Raw genomic sequence first — 20,737 nt, 5'->3', positions numbered from 1 at the left:
TCTGACGGCTGAGCACCTTACCGGAAAAGTCTTTTTAGCAGTTGTGGAGTGAACTTATTTTATGGCGTCTTTTATCCCGGAAGCGAAGCTGCTGGAGATTAAAGAGGCGGCGCCCATCGCTGAAGTAATCGGTCAATACGTCAGCCTGAAGCCGCGTGGGCGCTATTTGGTCGGCCTATGCCCTTTTCACGCGGAGAAGACCCCCTCGTTCACTGTTTACCCCGAGCGCAATATCTTTCATTGTTATGGCTGCGGCGTTGGGGGGAATGTTTTTACCTTTCTCATGCAGCATCTGCGCCTGACTTTCCCCGAAGCAGCAACTGAACTAGCCAAAAAATACGGTATTCCCCTGAATTTGAAGAAAGATCTGACCCCGGCCGAGGCCCGCGCCAGCCGTCAGCGACAGGCCTTGTATGAGGTAAACGAGCTGGCGGCGAAATTTTTCACTGAGAATCTGGGCCATCCCCATCTGGGAAAGCCGGTGCGGGAGTACTTAGCCCGACGCGGCTTGCCTGAGGGGGTGGCGGCATCATTCCGATTAGGTTTTGCCCCCGATGATTGGCGTCTGCTAATTCGCGCCCTGTCGGAGCGCGGGGCTTCACTCGAAGCGGCGCAGCAGTTGGGTTTGATAGTCCCGCATCATAGCAGTGGACATTACGATCGATTTCGCGGACGTTTGATTTTTCCCATCTTAGATCTGCAGGGGCGGGTAATAGCTTTTGGTGGTCGGATAATTGCCGACGGAGAGCCGAAGTATCTCAATTCGCCGGAGAGCTCACTTTACTCCAAAGGGAGGAATTTATATGGGCTCTTTCAGGCGCGGGAAGCCATCCGGAAACAGAACCTGGCCATCCTGGTGGAAGGCTACATGGATCTGTTGGCATTGCGGGCTCGCAACATTGAACCGGTTGTAGCCACTCTGGGGACGGCCCTGACCCGGGAACAGGTCCGTCTCTTGAAAGGTTACACCTCACGCGCGGTGTTGGTTTTTGACGGTGATGAAGCCGGATTGAAAGCTATGCGGCGCAGTCTGCCGCATTTTGCCGGAGAACATCTGCCGGTGCGGGTCCTGGTATTGCCTCCGGGAGAGGATCCGGACAGCTATGCTGCCAAACAGGGGGTGGAAATCTTCCGAAATCCGTGGGAAGAGGCCAAGCCACTCTTTGAATATATCTTAGACGATGCCACCCGGAATATTGGGGATGAATTAGAAAAAAAACTGGCGGCGCTGGAAACACTCAGACCCTATTTTCAATCGGATGTCGATCCGGTGGAAAAAGCATTGTGGCTTCGCCTGACCGCCAAACGGTTAACGGTCTCGGAGTCGGCCCTCGAGGAATCTTTGGCAAACAAGCGCCCTGCTTTATCGGCTCCGATGGTGTGCCAGGCCACGGCCCTGAATTTAGAAAGAAGTCTGATAAAATTTATTTTGGCCAATCCCGAGATTCTGCCCCGACTGGACGTTGAAGAGTACTTAGAACAATTCACTGACATCAAATTGCAGACTATTGCTCGGCAGATCTGCAACTGCCACCGGCAGTTGGGCTATCTGGACCACAGCTTGCTCGTGACCCAATTAGACGACGATGATCTCTGCCGTCAGGTCTGTTCTTTATCTTTAGCGGCAGAAGAATATCCTCCCAACCACCTGGAACTGCTCATTGAAGATTACCGCCGGAGTTTCCGAAAAAGGCAATTAAAAAGGCAGCAAAAGAAGTTGAGACTTGAACTGCAGGAGGTTTATCAGGCGCGAAATGGAGGTGATTTTTTAGCTTTAGTGGCCCAAGTGAGGGAAATTGAGCAAAGGCTGAGGGATTTGGAGAGCTCTCATGAACCTTTGGGGGAAAAGGAGAATATGGATGGGCAAAGGAGTCAGTCTTAGTGACCTGGGGGAGTATATTCACCTGGAAGATCCGCATGGATTTATTTCCTTTGGAGAATATACCGAAGAGGGGGAGGCAGAGCCGGTATTGAAAGAAACTGCAGGGGACACGATAGTCCTGGATGATCTCGACTTTGACCTGTTAGAGCTGCCCACTAAAGTGAATTTTTCCTCACAGGGGGGGTATGAACCGGCTGAGATTTTGGTGGATCTCGAAGCCGGAGCTTCTGTGCGTCTTGACGACCCGGTGAAGATGTACTTAAGAGAGATGGGGACGGTCTCTTTACTTACCCGGGAGGGCGAAATAGAAATTGCCAAAAGGATTGAAGAGGGGTGCAAAGAAATCGTCAGTGCTTTGTTGGAAACCAAATTTGGCATCCGGGCAATACTAGAAATTGCCCACCGCTTGGAACAGGAAAAGCCGTCGCATTCTGAGGAGTGTAAAGAATTGCTCGAGGATGGGTTGGAGCAGGGCATCCAACCAGACCGGCTGCAGCAGGTCATCCAAGGAATTTATAGACTAAACGATCTTATAAAGAGACTACAGTCTTGTTTGGCCAGCAAAACTCTGTCAGAAGAGAAACGGGTGCAGTTGCAAACCCGATTGGAGAGATATCGCCAACGGATGGTGGAGCAGTTCAAAAGCCTTAAACTACCCCAGCATCAACTCAACAGGATCATTCGCCAGATCAACGATTACAGTTATGCCGTCCGGGCCTCCCAGAAGGAGATTGATCGTTGTTTACAGAAAATCGGGCTTGATGCCCCGGAATTCAGGCACCTCTGCCGTAAGTTACAAGAAAAACTCCTTTCTGGAATTTCTCCGGAGTTGGATGGTGAGCTATCGATAGTCGAAATAGCGCAATTGGCGGAGAGTTGGCGGGGGGCGCAGAGGCGATTGCAAAAAATCGAAAGCGAAACCGGATTATCAGCAGAAAAATTGCTTGAAATCCAAAAGCGGGTGCAGAGGGGAGATCGTCAGGCATCCCGGGCCAAATCCGAGTTAGTAGAAGCCAACCTCAGGTTGGTTGTCAGCATCGCCAAGAAGTATACCAACCGGGGATTGCAGTTTCTAGACCTGATCCAGGAAGGGAATATCGGCCTGATGAAAGCAGTGGAAAAATTTGAATATGAACGGGGGTATAAGTTTAGTACCTATGCCACCTGGTGGATTCGCCAGGCTATTACCCGGGCGATAGCCGACCAGGCCCGAACAATACGCATCCCGGTGCATATGATTGAAACTATCAACAAGCTGTTGCGCACCTCCCGTTACCTGGTACAGGAGATCGGGCGGGAGCCAACCCCTGAAGAACTGGCCGAAAAGATGGAATATCCGTTAGAAAAAGTGCGCAAAGTGCTCAAAATCGCCAAGGAGCCGATCTCGCTGGAAACTCCAATCGGAGAGGAAGAGGATAGTTACCTTGCTGATTTTATTGAGGATAAGAAGATTTCTTCTCCCACTGAAGCAGTGGAAAACCTCAACCTGGCCGAAATTACCCGCAAGGTTCTGTCTACGTTGACCCCACGGGAAGAAAAAGTTATCAGGTTGCGCTTCGGCATCGGCGAAAAGACGGACCATACCCTGGAAGAAGTTGGGAAGAAGTTTATGGTCACCCGGGAGCGGATACGTCAGATAGAAGCCAAGGCCTTGCGAAAGTTAAGGCATGCTTCACGCCTTAAACGCCTGCAAAGTTTTGCGGAATATTGATATATTCCATCCGGAAGCGGTTATTTTGCTAGCGAGGGGAGTAAGCCCACAGTTCTATGCCGGGAAATTTCCGTATGAAGACCGATTTTTTGCCTTTATGGCGGCGGGGCCGAGAAAAATTTTTCCCCCAGGAGATATTTGAGTTATACTATGAAAGACAAGGGCTCAGAGTTTCTTTTGCCGAGTCTTGAGAGGATATCTTGATGTCCGCCTTATCGGATAATCCGGAGATATATTCCCTTTCAGTTTGATCTCTAATCTCGAAACTTGAAGCTCGAAACCATATCAATTTATTTAGTGCGGTAAACCGCTCCGGGCCCATAGCTCAACGGTCAGAGCCACCGGCTCATAACCGGAAGGTTCCTGGTTCGAATCCAGGTGGGCCCACCATTGGCACAACTATGGTAATGAAATTGCTAGAAACATATAAGCAGTACAGTTTTAAAAGAAGGGAAAATGGGGTGCCTAAGGAGCACCCCATCTTTATTTAGTATGAGTGCTAAAGTTGGCCAGATATTGGCTTTAGTGGAAGAACAGGCGCCGGTTTCGCTGGCGTTACCCTGGGATCGGGTAGGTCTGGCTATCGGCTCCTTTCGCCAGGAGGTGGACAAACTCGTAGTAGCCTTGGAGGCCTCTGAGGCAGTCTTGCACGGAGCGGTGGAGGTAGGGGCGCAGATGGTCCTCAGCCACCATCCCTTGCTCTTTAAACCGGTGGAGCGGTTTTGCCCGGATAGACCATTGGAGAGGGCCATAAGCTTTGCTATTAAGCATGATCTGGTAGTGGCAGCGGCTCATACCAACCTGGATGTGGCAGTAGATGGCCTGAATGACTATCTGGTCCGGGTCTTAAACCTTGGGTCGGCCAAGCCGCTGGAGATCACGCAAACCGAGGCAATGCTTAAACTCAGTGTGTTCACCCCGGTGGGCTATGAAGACCGAATCCGGGAAGCGATCTGTGGAGTTGGCGCTGGGGTTATCGGTCGATACGAACATTGTTCCTTTGCCGCTCGAGGTGAGGGGACATACCGGCCTTTGGCCGGTGCAGGTCCATGGCGCCAAGACGCCGAGGGATTGACCCGGGCAGTGGAATCACGTCTGGAAGTAGTGTTGCCGGAGCGTCTGGCGGAATCGGTGCTGCGACGGCTGAAAGCGGTTCATCCTTATGAAGAAGTGGCGTATGATCTCTACCCGCTGAAAAACCCAGGGATGCCCTTGGGAATCGGCCGGATAGGGCAGTGGTCGCAACCTCGTTCTTTTGAACAGGTGCTGGTTGACTTGAAGCAATTATTCAAAGTTCCTTTTATTAAGGTAGCCGGCCGGACGCCAAGTAAGGTACAGCGGGTAGCCGTATGCGGCGGCAGCGGCGGCGATCTCATAGAACGTGCCTGGGAACAAGGCGCTGAAATCTTTATTACGGGAGATATCCGTTATCATCAAGCAGTTCCCTGGGCGCAGGAAAGAATGGCAATCTTGGATCTCGGGCATTTTGCCACTGAGGTTCTTTTTATCCCTGAATGGGGGCGGCGATTAGGGGCGGCTCTGGCTCAGGCGCACCTGCCGTTGGAGATTGTCCCTGATTCATGGGGGAGTGATCCATTCCGTTACGTCTGATGTCGCTTGACACCTGTTCTGCGGCAAGAACGGCATCACTGCTAGCGCTATCCCCCCCCGCAAAGCGAAACATTGACATTGGAGGACAACGTTGTTAGAGGAACTAACAAACCTCATCTCTCTGCAGAAGGTTGATCTGGAGATCCGCGGACTCTTCCAGATTCAAGAAGAACTTCCAGAGAGCATGAGAGAACTGGAAAGCAGGTTGGCCGAAGTTGAGGCGACGGCCGCGGAAAAACAGCAGCAACTCGAGGAGGTTAAAAAGCAGCATCGCCAGGTGGAATCGGAGATGGCTATGTTGGATGAGGGCATCACCCGTAGTCGGCAGCGCCTCATGGAGATTAAAGACAACATTGAGTATAAGGCGATGCTTAAGGAAATTGCCTTCAAAGAAGATCGAAAGGATCAGAAAGAGACCGAAATTCTTGAACTTCTGGAGCAAGTTGAACGTATCAATGCCGATCTGCTGGCCCTTAATGAAGAGCTTGCCGGTAGGCGACAGGAACTGGCAAGAATGCAGGCCAAAGTCCAGACCGAGATAGCCGAACAGATGGAAAAGATGGAGGTACTGCAATCCCAGCGCCGAAAACTGCAAGAGACCATTGGGAATCAGCTCCTGAAACGGTACGACTTCATTCGAGAAAGGCGCAATGGCACCGCCATCACCGAGGTTCGCCAGGGTGTTTGCCAGGCCTGCCATATGAACCTGCCGCCGCAGCAGTTCATCGAGCTCCAAATGAACCAGGAACTTATGACCTGTCCTCATTGCCAGCGAATTATCTATTTTGCGCCGCCGGAGGATAACGGCAGACCAGATTCGGCTCAAGCGGCTTGATCGCTGGCCCGCGGCTTTATAGCACCAGCCGCCCGCGCAGGCGGTCGATCCCGCCCCAGCCACCTGGAAAAGGCTGGCGGATAGTGGAGCAGCAGGTAACTGCTAGAAAAGTACGGCAAATCTCAGGTGGCTGTGCTGCCTGGCAAATCACCCGGAAAGACATTGAGATACGGAGTTGCCTGATTATCGAGGCCATTGACCGAGAGCGGTAAAAATCATATAATATAAATAGATAAATCATCAGAGCAGGCTGGATGATCGCTGGCCAACTCAAGGGTTGGCGGGAGGAAAGTCCGAGCTCCGCAGGGCAAGGTGCTGGGTAACGCCCAGTGGGGGCGACCCTAAGGAAAGTGCCACAGAGAATAGACCGCCGGGGTGGAGAACCCACCTCGGCAAGGGTGAAACGGCGAGGTAAGAGCTCACCAGTTCCGGCGGCGACGCCGGAAGCTAGGCAAACCCCACCTGGAGCAAGGCCAAATAGGGGAGCGTGAGAGGACGGCCCGTCCGAGGCTCCCGGGTAGGCTGCTGGAGACCGCCAGCAATGGCGGTTCTAGAGGAATGATCATCACCGGAGGACTCCGGAACAGAACTCGGCTTATGGCCTGCTCTCGATGATTTGTTTCCTGGGGGAACAAACCCGCCGGCAATTTTTCTTAATTCCAATGGAATGGGGTATATCAGCCATGAACCAGTCCTCCGGGGCTGCTTATAATGAACCACCATATCTTTCGGTGGTCATTCCGGTTTATAACGAAGAAGAAAACCTTCCGGAACTAGGCCGTCGGCTCTTCGCTACCTTAGACAAGTTAAATCAACCGTATGAAATTGTGTTTGTGGACGATGGGTCGTCGGACCGGTCCTGGGAAATTATCTCCCGGATGTATCAAGATCATTCTGGGCAGGTGCATGGACTGCAATTTATCCGCAATTTCGGCCAGCACCCGGCAATTTTTGCCGGTTTCCAAGCGGCTCGAGGTCAGGTCATCGTTACCCTGGACGCAGACCTGCAAAATCCGCCGGAAGAAATCCCGAAACTCCTTGCCAAACTGGCCGAAGGCTATGACACTGTTGGCGGCTGGCGAGAGACGCGCCGGGACTCTTTTTTCCGGCGTCTGCCATCGGCCTTTATCAACTGGTTAATGTCCAAAGTTACGGGGGTGCACCTGAAAGATTATGGGTGTATGCTGCGGGCATATCGCCGGGAAGTCATTGACAGCATCAATCAGTGCCATGAATCTACCAGTTTCATTCCGGCTCTGGCCAACATGTTCTCCCGTCGGATTGCTGAAGTGCCTGTCCGCCACGAGGAGCGCACCCGCGGCAAGTCCAAGTATAGTCTGGTAAAACTCATCCGCCTGAATTTCGACTTTATGACCGGCTTTTCGCATCTGCCCATCCACGCCGTGGGCATCCTGGGTCTGCTGATTGCTATCATCGGGTTGGGATTCGGCCTCTTCCTGATTATCCGGCGGTTCTGGGTAGGGCCGGAAGTCGAGGGCGTCTTTACCCTCTTTGCCATCCTGTTTGTCTTTTCCGGCTTGCAGATGTTCGGCCTGGCCCTCATCGGTGAATACGTCGGGCGCATCTACCGTGAGGTGCGGCAACGCCCGCGATTTGTGGTGCGAGAGGAGTTGGGGAATTCCGGGGAATAATAAAGCGAACGAATAACCTCTGCTCATAAATGTTATTACGTCAGTCTTTTCCGAAATCGCAGGACGGAAAGGGCGACCATCGCCACTCCTAATATTAGCATGCCTACCATCTGGGGCCACAGTACATCAAATCCCACCCCCTTGAGGAAGAGATCCTGTAAGACGATGATGAAGTAGCGTAGGGGATTAAAGTAGGTGAAAATTTGAGCTAATAGGGGCATGTTGTGAATCGGAAAGACCAGACCTGAGAGCAGGATAGCGGGCATAAAGAAGAAAACGCTGATCATCATGGCCTGCTGTTGGGTAGAGCTTACCGTAGAAATAAACAGGCCGCCGCCTACCGTGCTGAACAGAAAGAGGAGGGTGCCCACTAACAGTACTAGAGGGCTGCCCCGGAACGGCACTTCAAACCAGTATATGGCGACCAGGGTGACCACGGCTACATCAACCAGAGAGATTATGATAAATGGGATGGTTTTGCCCATAAGCAGCTCCAGGGGACGGATGGGTGAAACTAGAAGCTGTTCCAGGGTACCGATCTCATTCTCCCGAACTATTGACAAGGCCGTCAACTGCAAGCTGACCAACATCACCACCATGGCTACGACGCCTGGCACAAATGAAGTTGAACTGATCCGGTTCGGGTTAAACCAGGTGCGGTCCTCAATGATCAAGGGTGCACTCAATTCCCCCCCCATCCCCTGCCGGCGCAATCGCTGGCGCAGGATATCGGTAGAATAATCAAAAATAATACTGTTGGCGTAACGTGTAGTAATGATAGCAGCATTAGAATCGGTGCCGTCCAGGATCAACTGCACCGGCGCCGTATATCCTGCCTGCAGCTTCCGGCTGAAATCCCAGGGAAGATGCAAGGCCAGAGAGATTTTATTGCGATCGATAAGCTGTCGCATCTCTTCTCGGCTGTTGGTGGTATAGGTCAAGTCGAAATAATCATTCTGCGCGAACCTCATAATAAACTCACGGCTCTGGGCCGTACAGGCTTCATCCCAGACGGCTATCGGGATGTGGTGAAAATCGAAGTTAATCGTGTAGCCGTAGGTAAGCAGTTGAATAATGGGCGGCAGAACAATAAAAATTCTCAGGCGCGGGTCTCGCATGGCCTGGATGAATTCTTTTCTGATGATGTGCCGGATGCGTTTCCACATAAGCTCAGGTAATCTTTTTGGTAAACTTGCGCCCGGAGGCGATGAGAAAAAAGAGGGCAAAGACGATTAGGATCAGGGCGTCCGGCCATAGGATGTACCAGCCGATACCTTTGAGATAGATGCCCTTACTAATGTTAACCAGATAGGTGGCTGGCACCAGATACGATAGCAACTGAAGAAGATAAGGCATCTGCCCGATGGAGAAGATTGCACCCGAGAGCAGGAAGGCTGGCAGAAAGGTAGTGAGAATCGCCATCTGATAAGCCTCCAGTTGGCTCCGGGAGGTGACGGAGATGAAAAGACCCTGACCCAAGACAACCACGAGGAAGAGGGCTGACAGGCCGATAAAGAGGAGCAGATTGCCTCGAAATGGGACTTCGAATAGAAGCTGCCCCATGGCCATCGCAATAAACATGTCGATCATGCCAATGAAAAAATAAGGTCCCAATTTGCCGAAGATGAGCTCTGATTTCTTCAGGGGCGAACCCATCAGACCCTCCATGCTGCCTCGCTCCTTTTCCCGGATGATGCACAGGGCAGTAAGCAAAGCCCCCACCATGGTCATGATGATGGCGATGAGACCGGGGACGATGAAATTGCGGCTCTCGAGTTCTTCATTGAACCACAACCGGGGTTGACTTTCCAGGGGCATCGACAATTGCGCCTGCCCCCGCTGTTCCAGCCGCTCCAGGAGGAGTTTCTCGTTGTAGGCTGCGGCTATCCCCTGGGCATAGCCAATAATCAGATTGGCGGTGTTGGCGTTACTTCCGTCCACAATAAGCTGTAATTGCGCCGTCTCGGCTGACTTCAACTGTCGGGAAAAATCATAAGGAATGATGAGGGCGGCCATAATCTGGCGGGTATTGAGAAGGTGGGAGATCTCATGATAATCCGAGACATACCGATAAATTTGAAAGTATCGGCTGGCCCGGAAGCGCTGTACCAGATCTTCGCTCAGACGCCCGCCCGCCTGATTATAGACTGCGATGGGGGTATACTTCAGGTCAAAATTCAGGGCATAACCGTTGATTAACAATAGAATCACCGGAATCAATATGACCTGGATAAGACTCGCCGGGTCGCGGCGGATATGAATGAGTTCCTTGCGAAAAACTGCCCAGGTGCGGATAGGGTCCATAATTTGGTGGCCAGCGGTCAGGGGTTAGTGGTCAGTGGTATAAATGCCGATTTTGAGTAGGTGCCTAGAGGTTTCCGATTCAGGGCCTCAGGCTTTCTTTTTCCCCTTCCGCCGTTTTTCCTTTTATCCCTTTTCCCTCAACTGCGTGGTTCCCCGCCCGTTCGATGAGGGAGATAAAGGCGTCTTCCAATGTCGGTTTGATCTGGCGTAAAGCCCGAACCTTGATCCCATGTTGTGTCAAGGTCTTCCGAACAAGGTGTTCAGCCGATTCCAGATCTGTAGTTGTGAGATGCAGACCATCGCCGAATACTGCAACTTCGCCCAGCTCGGGCAGTTGCCTCAGAATATCTAAAGCCTCTCCTAACTGATCGGGATAAAGGGCCATGATATTTTCGGTCACTAAATTTTTCAGATCCCGAGGAGGTCCCTGGGCTATGAGACGCCCCTGATAAATCAACACCAGGGTGTCACAGAATTCTGCTTCCTCCATGTAGTGGGTGGTCACGAGAATGGTAACCCCGCCCTCAGCCAGGGCGTAGATCATATCCCAAAAATTGCGCCGCGAAATGGGATCGACGCCGCTGGTGGGTTCATCCAGGAAGAGGATAGGCGGCTCATGCAGTATGGCCGAAGCTAGAGCCAGGCGTTGTCTGAGACCGAGGGCCAAGTTCTTTGTCATTTCCTGGCGTCGCTCCCATAATCCTACCTGTTGCAGCACCTTCAGGGAACGATCCCGCAAACGGCGGTCGCTCAGGCCATAGACGCCGCCGAAAAACCTTAGATTTTCTTCCGCGGTGAGGTCTTCATATAGGGAGAATCTCTGCGACATGTAGCCGATATGCTGCTTGATCTCATTGGATTGACGGACAATATCCCACCCGGCAACGCTGCCCCGGCCACTGGTGGGCAACAATAGACCACAGAGCATTCGTATAGTAGTGGATTTGCCAGCCCCGTTCGGTCCTAAAAATCCGAAAATCTTGCCTGGCGGAGCCGTGAAGCTGATATGGTCTACGGCAACGAAATTGCCGAAAACCTTGGTCAGATCCTGAACGACGATGACGTCTTGGCCGTTGCTGCCCGCCATGGTTGAATGGCTCCCCAGCCATGAAAGATAAGCGGCTGCGAAGGCCTCTCATCTATCTAAAGGATAAACGGATTTGCTGGTATCAGGCCGCTACCAGGAGGTCTGCGCTACCTGATGGAATTTCAATTATCAGGGTCGGCTAATTTATCCGGCCTTGCCGTATTACCTTTTTCCAAACTCCTCGTCTCTTCTTCGCGGCAGCGTATTATCTGGACGAAGACATCCTCCAATCCCGGTTCGGCAGTCTTCAAAATTACATCGCTGATGCCGCTGGCGGCCAGATACTGCTGCAAGGTGGCGAGTGCCCGTGTACTCTGGTCAACGGTGATCATCAACCGCTCGCCCATCAGATACGTCTGCTGTACCAAAGGATGGTCATCCAGTATTTTTTTGATCTTGTGGAGCTCGGCATTTTTCAGTTCAAGGAGCTCTCCCTGAAAACTGGCGCGGACGGATCGGGGAGTGTCGGTCAACAACAGGCGCCCGCGATGCAGCAGGCCCACCCGGTGTGCTCTTTCGGCTTCGTCCATATAAGAGGTAGACAGGAAGATGGTGATGCCGGAGAGCTGAAGTTGATACAATATCTGCCAGAATTCCCGGCGAGAAACCGGATCGACGCCAAAGGTCGGTTCGTCCAGGAAGATAATCTCCGGCCGGTGTACCAGGGTACAGATCAACCCCAGTTTCTGACGCATGCCGCCGGAGAGCTTGGCTGCCAGGCGGGATTGAAACTGCTCCAACCTGGCAAACTCAAGTAATTCCTTGGTTCGACCCCGGCGCAGATCCTTCGGCACCCGATAAATATCTGCATAAAAAGCCAGATTCTCGGCCACAGTGAGATCGTCATAGAGTCCGAAGCGCTGTGGCATATAACCGATCCGATCTTTAATACGCTCCGTTTCCCGAATCGTATCATAGGTCAATACCTTACCCCAACCGCTGTCCGGGTCCATGATGCCGCAGAGCAATCGGATAGTCGTAGTCTTTCCGGCGCCATCCGGTCCCACCAAGGCAAATGATTCGCCCTTTGCCACCGTCAGGGTGAGATTATCGACTGCGACCAAGGTGCCGAAGCGTTTGGTTAGACCCTTAACGTGAATAACGTGCACCGGTGTGGTTATCTTCCAGGAGGATCACAGCTTCGGCCGGCATCCCAGGTTTAAGCTCATAATGGGGATTTTCTACGCGAATTTTAGTACGATAGACCAATGCCACCCGTTCCTTAAAAGTCTCCACGGTTTTTGGGGTGAATTCGGCCTTGGCGTTGATAAAGGAGACCCAGCCGGCGTATTTTTTGTCAGGATAAGAATCAGTTGTCACAACCGCTTTCTGACCTAAGCGCACCCGGGCCAGATCGAGTTCGGGAATATAGGCCTCCAAATATACGTTGTCAAGATCTCCGGTGGTTAAAATAATACTGCCGATAGCTGCCACCTCTCCCGGTTCGGCCGGTCGGGCCAGGACCACCCCATTAACCGGCGCCGTCAGAGTGGCATAGTTTAACCGGGTCTGGGTCAACTCCAGGTTGGCCTGCGCCTGCTTCAGCTCTGCTTTGGCCTGATCAATGTCTTCCTTGCGAGGTCCCTCTTTAACCAAACTGTAATTTTCTTCGGCTCGCCGCAATACCTCTTCTGCCATCAGGTAGGCCGCCCGGGCGCTGTCCCGACGTGACACTGGCACTGCTCCACGTTTTAAGAGCCCTTCCATGCGGCTGTTATCCAGCCTCTTGTTTTCCAGATCAGCCTGGGCCTGGAGCACTGCAGCCCTGGCTTCAGCTATCTCTTGCACTCGGGAGCCGGTCAGGAATCGTTTCAGGACAGCTTGAGCGGCACCCACTCGAGCCTCGGCGGCCGCCACTTCATCCCGTAAGTCCTTGGCGTCTAATTCAGCCACCACCTGGCCAATCTGAAGGTAATCCCCCTCCTGAAAGTTGATTTTTGCAATAATGCCAGGAACCTTAAAGGCTAGATCCGTCTCCGTCGCCTCGATGTGACCCATGAGCCTGAGCTGCCCTGGTGGACCATTATGAATCCGCCAGAACTGCCAATAACCGACGCCAGCCAGTATAATACAGAGCGCCACGAGGGCAGCCATAAATGTTCTCTTCATATGGTTTTCCGGCCCATTTCCCCCCTGGTATGCTACAGTGCTTACATCACCATTGCCATAAGCGTTATAGACTAGAAACGTGATGTGCGAATCTATTGTTCAAGGTGGAGATTTTTTAAAAAATGTCTTAGCTTTTTTCCGAAAAGTCTCGGCTGCTCTAGCGGCGGTGAATGCCCGCAAGAGTCAATGAAAGCTAATTCCGCCCGCTGGAGACCTGCCAGAAATTCATATGCCACTTCAGGCGGTGTGATCCGGTCATTGCGGCCCCAAATGAGCAACACCGGCCCCTTCAGTTGTGGTAAGAGGGATTTAACCTCAAAATTGCTTGCCGCCTTCGCCAACCGTACCAGAAACAACCTTTGCCGCCGATCCGATAGAGTAGCATAGATATCTTCAATAAAGGCGGGGGTAATAATCGATGGGTTGAAGAGTACCATAGCGGCCTGCTGCGCGATGAACTTCCGCGAGACGCGAATAAATTTTCCGCCAGCAAGGTTTCGCTCCAACAAACCGGCGCTACCCGTGAGGATTAAGGCTTTAACCCGTTCTTCAAACCGTCGACTAAAATCAATGGCCACCTGGCCGCCTAAGGAATTGCCGCAGATTGCAACTTTATCAATTCCTTTATAACTTAGAAAATCTGCAATATATACAGTAAGTTGATCGATGGTCGGCGTTTTAGAAGATAACACCCCGTCCCTATAGTGCAGGGGCAGAAAAAGGGAAATCAGGTGAAACTCGTCCTCTAACTCCTCCATTACTGATTGCCAATTCTCCGGACTGCCAAAAAGGCCATGGAGGCAGAGAACCGCCGGTTTTCCCTGACCTCTCTCCAAGTAATTGAAACCGGTCGGCAACCTGAGGCTCGCCAAATTGTCTGGATTTTTTTAACAAGATTCATAACCACATTATAAATAGTGGATTCTTTTGTCAATACTAGAAATAAAAAAAACCTTGACATGCTAATATATAGTATATTATTATAATCTTAATACAATATATAGTATATCGATTCTATCCATACCCGGTTAGCAAATAGTTCGCGAGGAGGTGGCCATGGAGGCAGGTTTGGTGACATCACTATTGTCGGAAGATATTTTCTTGACTCCCAACGCCGTGACGGTCCTGAAAAAAAGATATCTAAAAAAGGACGACCACGGTGACGTCTGTGAACAGCCGGTCGATATGTTTTTGCGGGTGGCCAAAACCATAGCGGAGGTTGACCGCTGCTACGACCCGGAGGCTGATATTGAAGAAACGACGCGGTGTTTTTACCATCTCATGGCGTCTAGATCTTTTATGCCCAATTCTCCTACTCTGATGAATGCCGGCCGCGAGTTGGGGCAGTTATCCGCCTGTTTTGTGCTGCCGGTGGATGACGATATCAGCAGTATCTTTGACGCCATCAAGAATACCGCCTTGATCCATAAGAGTGGCGGGGGTACGGGTTTTTCGTTCTCGCGCATCCGGCCTGAAAATGACCGGGTGCTCTCCACCAAAGGCGTGGCCTCAGGGCCCATTTCTTTCATGAATATCTTTGATGTGGCCACTGAAACCATTAAACAGGGGGGGACCCGGCGGGGGGCCAATATGGCAATTCTCAGAGTGGATCACCCCGATATCGAAAAGTTCATCACCTGTAAAAACCAAACCGATAAATTAACGAACTTCAATATTTCGGTGGCCGTCACTGACGCCTTCATGCAGGCTGTAATCAACGGCGAGGACTTTGCCCTGCTCAATCCCCGGACCCAGCAGCCGGTGCGCTCGGTCAAGGCTGCGGTTCTCTTTGACCTCATTGTGCAGAGCGCCTGGTCAACCGGCGAACCCGGCCTTATCTTTCTTGATCAGGTCAACCGCGGCAATCCTATTCCCCACGTTGGTCTCATTGAGTCCACCAATCCATGCGGGGAACAGCCTCTCCTGCCCTATGAATCCTGTAATCTCGGTTCTATCAATCTAGCCCAGATGGTCAAAAACGGGGCCGTCAACTTCGCTACCCTAAAAGAGGTTGTCTGGGCTTCGGTGCACTTTCTGGACAACGTCATCGACGCCAACCGCTTCCCACTGCCGCAGATTGAGGAAGCGACCATGAAAAATCGAAAGATCGGTTTGGGCGTTATGGGTTTTGCAGATATGCTGCTCTATCTGGGCATCTCCTACAATTCCGAAGCGGCCGTGAAGGTGGCGGAGGAGGTGATGTCATTCATTCAACGGGAATCAAAGGCCGCCTCTGCCGAGTTGGCCGAGAAGCGGGGCAATTTTCCCAATTTTCCCGGGAGCATCTACGATACCGGCAATGGCAAGGGTCGGATGCGGAACGCCACCACCACCACGATTGCTCCCACCGGCACTATCAGCATCATCGCCGGGTGTTCCAGTGGCATCGAACCCCTGTTTGGCATCTCTTTCGTCCGCCGGGTACTGGACGGCGCCGAATTACTGGAGGTGCATCCCTACTTTGAGGATGTGGCCCGCCGCCGCGGGTTTTACAACGGCGAATTGATGCGGCAGATTGCCCAAACCGGTTCTATCCGGGATCTGAAGGAAATCCCCAAGGACATCCGACGCCTGTTTGTTACGGCGCACGACATCACCCCCCAATGGCATGTACGGATTCAGGCGGCCTTTCAAAAGTACACCGACAATGCTGTCTCCAAGACCGTCAACTTCCCGGCCTCCGCCTCTCCCGAAGACGTCCGCCAGGTCTATCTTTTGGCCTACGAACTAGGTTTGAAGGGCATCACCATCTACCGCGACCGCAGCCGCGACCAGCAGGTGCTGAGCTTTGGCCAGGAAAAACCGCCCGAAAAACAATATATCGCCCCTCGACCGAGGCCCGCTCGCACCACCGGCGTCACTGAAGTGATCAATACCGGCTGCGGCAAACTCTACGTTACCGTGAATAAAGATGACCTGGGATTTTGCGAAGTCTTTGCTCAGATGGGCAAAACCGGCGGCTGCGCCTCTTCTCAGATTGAATCCACCGGTCGGCTCATCTCCCTGGCCTTGCGGGCCGGCGTCAAATTGGACGCCATCATCAAACAGATCAGCGGCATCCGCTGCCCCAATCCCCATTGGTCCAACGGCGGCCAGGTGCTCTCCTGCCCGGATGCCATCTCCAAAGTCCTGGCCGGGGTGGCCGAAGTAAATCTGGCCGCGGAAAAAGAAGAGGGAGTCGCCATGGGGTCCTGCCCCGACTGCGGCGGCGCCGTCGAGCACGAAGGCGGCTGCATCGTCTGCCGGGCCTGTGGGTTTTCGCGGTGTAGCTAAAGAGCACGGGCGGAAAAGTGCCGCGCCTCCCGTCTTTGGAGTTTTCCTGATAAAATCTAATGTGTTATTACATCGTCAGACTTGGGGGCTAATATGGCATTAGATAGTGAAGCGAGTCTGAAGGAAACCTTGACCCCGCAATATCTCGAAAATCTCATGAAAAAGGTTGAGGCGATTGTTATGGGCCAAAATCGCGATTTATTGGTGAGATTTATCGAGATTCTTTACAACCAGGAATACTTCGAAGAAGAAGTATTTTCACCCGAGGATCTGGCCGATATTCAAGCCGGCTTGGAGGAAATCCGCCGGGGAGAAACGGTCTTGTGGACTGACTTTAAGAAGGAAAACAATCTGTGAGGTATGGCGCCGAATTATCGCACCGGGCCGCCAAGATCCTAAAAAATCTCGACCAGACAACCAAAAAGCGCTTGCAGGCCCGGATTGACGAATTGGCCCTCGACCCGCTTTCCCCAAACGTATCCAAACCACTCATTATGGTCGTTGGCCAGCGCTACTCCCGGTTCGGCGACTGGCGCATTATCTATGAAATCCAAGAATCATCGTCCAATATTTATATTGTCACCATTCAACCTAGAGGGAAAGCGTACCGCAAATTATAAATTGCTGCCGGGCCTGTGGGTTTTTGCGGTGTAGTTGATGATTAATTTTTAAAATTATGGATCAAACCCATAGTTTTCCTCTCTAGATTGTATAAACACTGTTATACAAAGTCTATGGATCTTGGAGGTTCTTTATGCAAATCATACTCAATCAAACAGAGAGGGATATTCTATTCCGTCAAGACCCTACGACCCGACATGATGGCGGTTATCAGAGTTTCCTTATTCACTTGCAAAAAAATACAAACCGTGCTACGGGCGATCTGACACTAACTATGCAAGACTTGGAAAAAATTCCGCGTTACGCTTTTGATTACGGTAATGGTGGGTGGGAGGGACGCCTGAAAAATATTTTCCAGCGGCATTTGGGTCTTCGGCTTGGAAGGGAGTAAAATAATCGCCATTAAACTTTTGCTCTGATTCACAATTTATGCTTGGGAACCCAACTTATGCGCCAAGCTGAGCTTGGCAACCTTATTCCTTGGAATCCGAATGCTTAATCCGGAAAAGCGCGGCGTCTCCTGCGTCAGAACATAGGCATTTCTAATTTATGTTAAATCTGCCCATTCTCATCTCCGAAGCAGTCAGCCGCTACTGGCAGACCCGCTCTGAACAAAAGAGGAAACAGGAGCAAGGCGGGGAAAGTCTTAGCTGCCCATGTGGCTTCTTGTCTATAAACGATGGTGTCTCCATTCCACAGACTGATCAATGGTGACGCTCGAGATTTATCTTTCTTGGAAGATGAATCTATACATCTCGTCGTCACCTCTCCGCCATATTGGAATCTCAAACATTATAATGAGAATCCGGACCAATTGGGACATTTTAAAAATTATGAAACCTTTCTTAACGAGCTTGAAAAAGTCTGGAGGCAGGTTTTTCGGGTTTTTGTACCCGGCGGCCGACTTGTCTGCGTCGTTGGTGACGTCTGCGTGGCCAGGCGCGCTTTTGGCAGGCACCTGGTTTTCCCGCTTCATGCCGATATTTGTGTTACATGTCGGAAGATCGGCTTCGACAATCTTAACCCCATCATTTGGCATAAGATTGCCAATGCCTCTTATGAAGTCGCCAACGGTTCCAAGTTCTTAGGTAAACCGTATGAACCTAATGCGATAATAAAAAACGATATGGAATTTATCCTCATGCAGCGAAAACCCGGAGGATACCGAAAACCATCGGATTACCAAAGGAATGAAAGCAAAATATCAAAAGAAAAATTTAATCAATGGTTTAAGCAGATCTGGCATATTCCCGGTGCCTCTACCAGGCATCATCCGGCGCCCTTCCCCTTGGAACTGGCCACCCGACTTATCCGGATGTTCTCATTTGTCAATGATACGGTTCTTGATCCATTTTGTGGCTCAGGAACAACCATGATTGCCGCTATGAGAACTAAACGTAACAGCATTGGTATAGAAGTCGATCCGGATTATTGTAAGCTTGCAGCAAAATACCTGAAAGTCGAAAATACCGATCTTTTTTCACGGACCAATTTAATATTTGAAAAAGCTTCGATGAGCAGCGCTTCTTCAGTTCAAGAAGATCATGAATTGTACAAAATTAAACCTGCCAAGCATAAACTTGCATAGTAGTATTTACCACTTGTAATCAATTCATAAAGTGGATCATTCTTATTGGTTAGGTTGGTAACCGAACCCCAAAAAATAATCAATCCTCCGTCTCACTCCGGAGTACCGCCACAAAGGCGCTCTGAGGAATCATGATATTGCCGACCATCTTCATCCGCTTTTTGCCTTTCTTCTGTTTTTCAAGGAGCTTGCGTTTGCGGGTAATGTCGCCGCCATAGCATTTGGCGGTAACGTCTTTGCGAAAGGCGGAGATAGTGGAACGTGAGATGATCTTGCCGCCGACGGCCCCCTGGATGGCAATTTTAAACTGCTGCCGGGGAATTTCCTCCTTGAGCCGGTCGCAGATGCGCACCCCCCACTCCCGAGCCTTGTCTTTGAAGACGATAGTAGAGAGAGCATCTACCTTCTCACTATTCACCAATATGTCCAACTTCACGAGGTCGCTCTCCCGGTAATCGATAAGCTCATAATCAAAGGACCCATAGCCCTGGGTAACGGTCTTGAGTCGGTCATAAAAGTCAAAAACCACTTCGGCCAGAGGCAACTCAATGGTGATTTCAATCCGCCCAGGAGACGGGTAGCTGAAAGTGGAATTGACCCCCCGTCGTTCCAGACAGAGCTTCATGACTGCGCCCATATAACGCTCCGGGATGATGAGCGCCGCCCGAATAAAGGGTTCGAAGGCCTTCTGAATACGCACGGGATCGGGATAGAACTGCGGATTGTCAATAGCTGCCTCACTGCCATCGGTCAACTGAAACTTATAGCGGACACTGGGGGTGGTCATGATCAAAGACTGATTATACTCACGCTCCAGACGTTCCTGGACGATGTCCAGGTGCAGCAACCCGAGGAAGCCGCAGCGGAAACCCTGACCTAAAGCGGCGGAGGAGTCCTTGGTATAGACCAGGGCGGCATCGTTGAGCTTATATTTTTCCAGGGCCTCGGCCAGGGACTGATAGTCATCTGAGGCAACCGGATAGAGGGAGGAGAATACTACAGGCTTCACCTCTTTAAAGCCGGGTAGGGGCGCCGCTGCAGGGTTGGCGTCCAGGGTGATGGTGTCGCCCACCCGGGTATCGGCAACGGTCTTGATGCCGGCGATGAGATAGCCCACCATACCGGCGGCCAGTTCGGGCGACGGCTGCCGCTGTAATCGAAAGAGACCTACTTCCTCCACCTTATAAACCGCGTTATGAAACATGAAGCGGACCAGGTCGCCAGCCTTGAGGACGCCGTCAAACACCCGAAAACTAACTATGACCCCCCGGTAAGGATCATAGTAGGCGTCAAAGATGAGAGCCGAAAGTGGTCTGCCGCGATCACCTTGAGGGGGCGGGATCTGAGCCACAATGGCGTCCAGGACGGCTTCGATGCCGATCCCCTCCTTGGCAGAACACAGAATGGCCAGCTCCGGGTCCAGACCCAGCTCTTGGTCGATCTGCTCCTTGACCATGTTAACGTCCGCCGAGGGCAGGTCGATCTTGTTGATTACCGGAATGATGGCCAGATCATGCTCCATGGCCAGATAGAGATTGGCCAGGGTCTGGGCCTGCACTCCCTGGGAGGCGTCCACTACCAGGAGGACCCCCTCGCAGGAGGCCAGGGCCCGGCTCACTTCGTAGGAAAAATCCACATGTCCGGGGGTATCGATGAGATTGAGGGCATACTGCTCCCCATCCTTGGCCTTATAGGGTAGGGTGATGGTATTGCTCTTAATCGTAATCCCCCGCTCCCGTTCGATGTCCATGGTATCGAGGAGCTGATCCCGGAATTCCCGCTCTCCCACCATGCCGGTGTGCTGGATCAAACGGTCGGCCAGAGTGGACTTGCCGTGATCGATATGGGCTATGATGCTAAAATTGCGAATATTGGGCATATGAATTAACTGAGTGAAAAAAAGTCCGAAAACTCCAAGAATCTGATACAATAAAATTACCTCAACCCATTGATCAGACGGGGAGAATTCGGTTTATGGCATATTGTAACACAATACTTCATCAGATGCTCACATTTATTCCGAGGCAGGTATTCGGCAAACCTGAGCGGTAACATGGCACTGGC

17 protein-coding genes, 1 tRNA gene and 1 other RNA gene are annotated in these 20,737 nt (G+C 51.7%); 12 read left to right on the top strand and 7 right to left on the bottom strand.

Annotated features, from left to right (window positions below):
- Positions 1–61 precede the first annotated feature (61 nt).
- From dnaG to DESAC_RS14290, 7 genes are all read left to right on the top strand, one after another.
- Positions 62–1,882, top strand: coding sequence for a DNA primase (gene dnaG, locus DESAC_RS14315; protein WP_013707777.1), 1,821 nt, complete (start codon positions 62–64; stop codon positions 1,880–1,882).
- A complete protein-coding gene (rpoD, locus tag DESAC_RS14310) occupies positions 1,860–3,593 on the top strand; it encodes an RNA polymerase sigma factor RpoD (RefSeq protein ID WP_013707776.1) in 1,734 nt (577 codons plus the stop codon). Before dnaG ends, rpoD begins: the two co-directional genes overlap by 23 nt.
- 314 nt (positions 3,594–3,907) lie before the next feature.
- A tRNA-Ile gene (locus tag DESAC_RS14305) sits at positions 3,908–3,983 on the top strand.
- 102 nt (positions 3,984–4,085) lie between these two features.
- Positions 4,086–5,204, top strand: coding sequence for a Nif3-like dinuclear metal center hexameric protein (locus tag DESAC_RS14300; RefSeq protein WP_041284005.1), 1,119 nt, complete (start codon positions 4,086–4,088; stop codon positions 5,202–5,204).
- 91 nt (positions 5,205–5,295) lie between these two features.
- Positions 5,296–6,039 carry a zinc ribbon domain-containing protein gene (locus DESAC_RS14295; RefSeq protein ID WP_013707774.1) on the top strand — a complete coding sequence of 248 codons (744 nt, stop codon included), beginning with the start codon at positions 5,296–5,298 and terminating at the stop codon, positions 6,037–6,039.
- 242 nt (positions 6,040–6,281) lie between these two features.
- Positions 6,282–6,652: RNase P RNA component class A (gene rnpB / locus DESAC_RS15550), an RNA gene on the top strand.
- Positions 6,653–6,722: 70 nt separating this feature from the next.
- Positions 6,723–7,691, top strand: a complete 969-nt coding sequence (locus tag DESAC_RS14290; RefSeq protein ID WP_013707773.1) for a glycosyltransferase — start codon at positions 6,723–6,725, stop codon at positions 7,689–7,691.
- Positions 7,692–7,726: 35 nt separating this feature from the next.
- Here DESAC_RS14290 and DESAC_RS14285 read toward each other — a convergent pair whose 3' ends face one another.
- The 6 genes from DESAC_RS14285 to DESAC_RS14260 form a co-directional block, all read right to left on the bottom strand.
- A complete protein-coding gene (locus DESAC_RS14285) occupies positions 7,727–8,857 on the bottom strand; it encodes an ABC transporter permease (RefSeq protein ID WP_013707772.1) in 1,131 nt (376 codons plus the stop codon).
- A 4-nt stretch (positions 8,858–8,861) separates the two neighbouring features.
- Positions 8,862–9,995 carry an ABC transporter permease gene (locus tag DESAC_RS14280; protein ID WP_013707771.1) on the bottom strand — a complete coding sequence of 378 codons (1,134 nt, stop codon included), beginning with the start codon at positions 9,993–9,995 and terminating at the stop codon, positions 8,862–8,864.
- Between the two features lie 79 nt (positions 9,996–10,074).
- Complete coding sequence (locus DESAC_RS14275; protein WP_013707770.1) at positions 10,075–11,082, bottom strand: ABC transporter ATP-binding protein; 1,008 nt, start codon at positions 11,080–11,082, stop codon at positions 10,075–10,077.
- 122 nt (positions 11,083–11,204) lie between these two features.
- Positions 11,205–12,191 carry an ABC transporter ATP-binding protein gene (locus tag DESAC_RS14270; RefSeq protein WP_013707769.1) on the bottom strand — a complete coding sequence of 329 codons (987 nt, stop codon included), beginning with the start codon at positions 12,189–12,191 and terminating at the stop codon, positions 11,205–11,207.
- Positions 12,172–13,191 carry an HlyD family secretion protein gene (locus tag DESAC_RS14265; RefSeq protein WP_013707768.1) on the bottom strand — a complete coding sequence of 340 codons (1,020 nt, stop codon included), beginning with the start codon at positions 13,189–13,191 and terminating at the stop codon, positions 12,172–12,174. The genes DESAC_RS14270 and DESAC_RS14265 overlap by 20 nt, the downstream gene beginning before the upstream one ends.
- Positions 13,192–13,283: 92 nt before the next feature.
- Positions 13,284–14,027 (bottom strand): alpha/beta fold hydrolase, encoded by a 744-nt coding sequence (locus DESAC_RS14260; protein ID WP_218915691.1) that lies wholly within the window; start codon positions 14,025–14,027, stop codon positions 13,284–13,286.
- A 220-nt stretch (positions 14,028–14,247) separates the two neighbouring features.
- Here DESAC_RS14260 and DESAC_RS14255 point away from each other — a divergent pair, with 220 nt between their 5' ends.
- The 5 genes from DESAC_RS14255 to DESAC_RS14235 all read left to right on the top strand — a co-directional run bounded on the left by DESAC_RS14255 (position 14,248) and on the right by DESAC_RS14235 (position 18,673).
- Positions 14,248–16,464, top strand: coding sequence for a vitamin B12-dependent ribonucleotide reductase (locus DESAC_RS14255; protein ID WP_013707766.1), 2,217 nt, complete (start codon positions 14,248–14,250; stop codon positions 16,462–16,464).
- A gap of 93 nt (positions 16,465–16,557) precedes the next feature.
- On the top strand, positions 16,558–16,821 hold the full coding sequence (locus tag DESAC_RS14250) for a hypothetical protein (protein WP_013707765.1): 264 nt from the start codon (positions 16,558–16,560) through the stop codon (positions 16,819–16,821).
- Positions 16,818–17,084, top strand: a complete 267-nt coding sequence (locus tag DESAC_RS14245) for a type II toxin-antitoxin system RelE family toxin (protein ID WP_013707764.1) — start codon at positions 16,818–16,820, stop codon at positions 17,082–17,084. The genes DESAC_RS14250 and DESAC_RS14245 overlap by 4 nt, the downstream gene beginning before the upstream one ends.
- 134 nt (positions 17,085–17,218) lie before the next feature.
- Positions 17,219–17,476, top strand: coding sequence for a hypothetical protein (locus DESAC_RS14240; RefSeq protein ID WP_013707763.1), 258 nt, complete (start codon positions 17,219–17,221; stop codon positions 17,474–17,476).
- Between the two features lie 288 nt (positions 17,477–17,764).
- On the top strand, positions 17,765–18,673 hold the full coding sequence (locus tag DESAC_RS14235) for a DNA-methyltransferase (RefSeq protein WP_013707762.1): 909 nt from the start codon (positions 17,765–17,767) through the stop codon (positions 18,671–18,673).
- A 79-nt stretch (positions 18,674–18,752) separates the two neighbouring features.
- Here DESAC_RS14235 and lepA read toward each other — a convergent pair whose 3' ends face one another.
- Positions 18,753–20,552 carry a translation elongation factor 4 gene (gene lepA, locus DESAC_RS14230; RefSeq protein WP_041284658.1) on the bottom strand — a complete coding sequence of 600 codons (1,800 nt, stop codon included), beginning with the start codon at positions 20,550–20,552 and terminating at the stop codon, positions 18,753–18,755.
- Between the last annotated feature and the right edge of the window lie 185 nt (positions 20,553–20,737).

The sequence above is a fragment of the Desulfobacca acetoxidans DSM 11109 genome (assembly GCF_000195295.1).
Taxonomy (GTDB): domain Bacteria; phylum Desulfobacterota; class Desulfobaccia; order Desulfobaccales; family Desulfobaccaceae; genus Desulfobacca; species Desulfobacca acetoxidans.
Note: the sequence above shows the minus strand (reverse complement) of the source record. Positions and strands in the feature narration are given on the sequence as shown.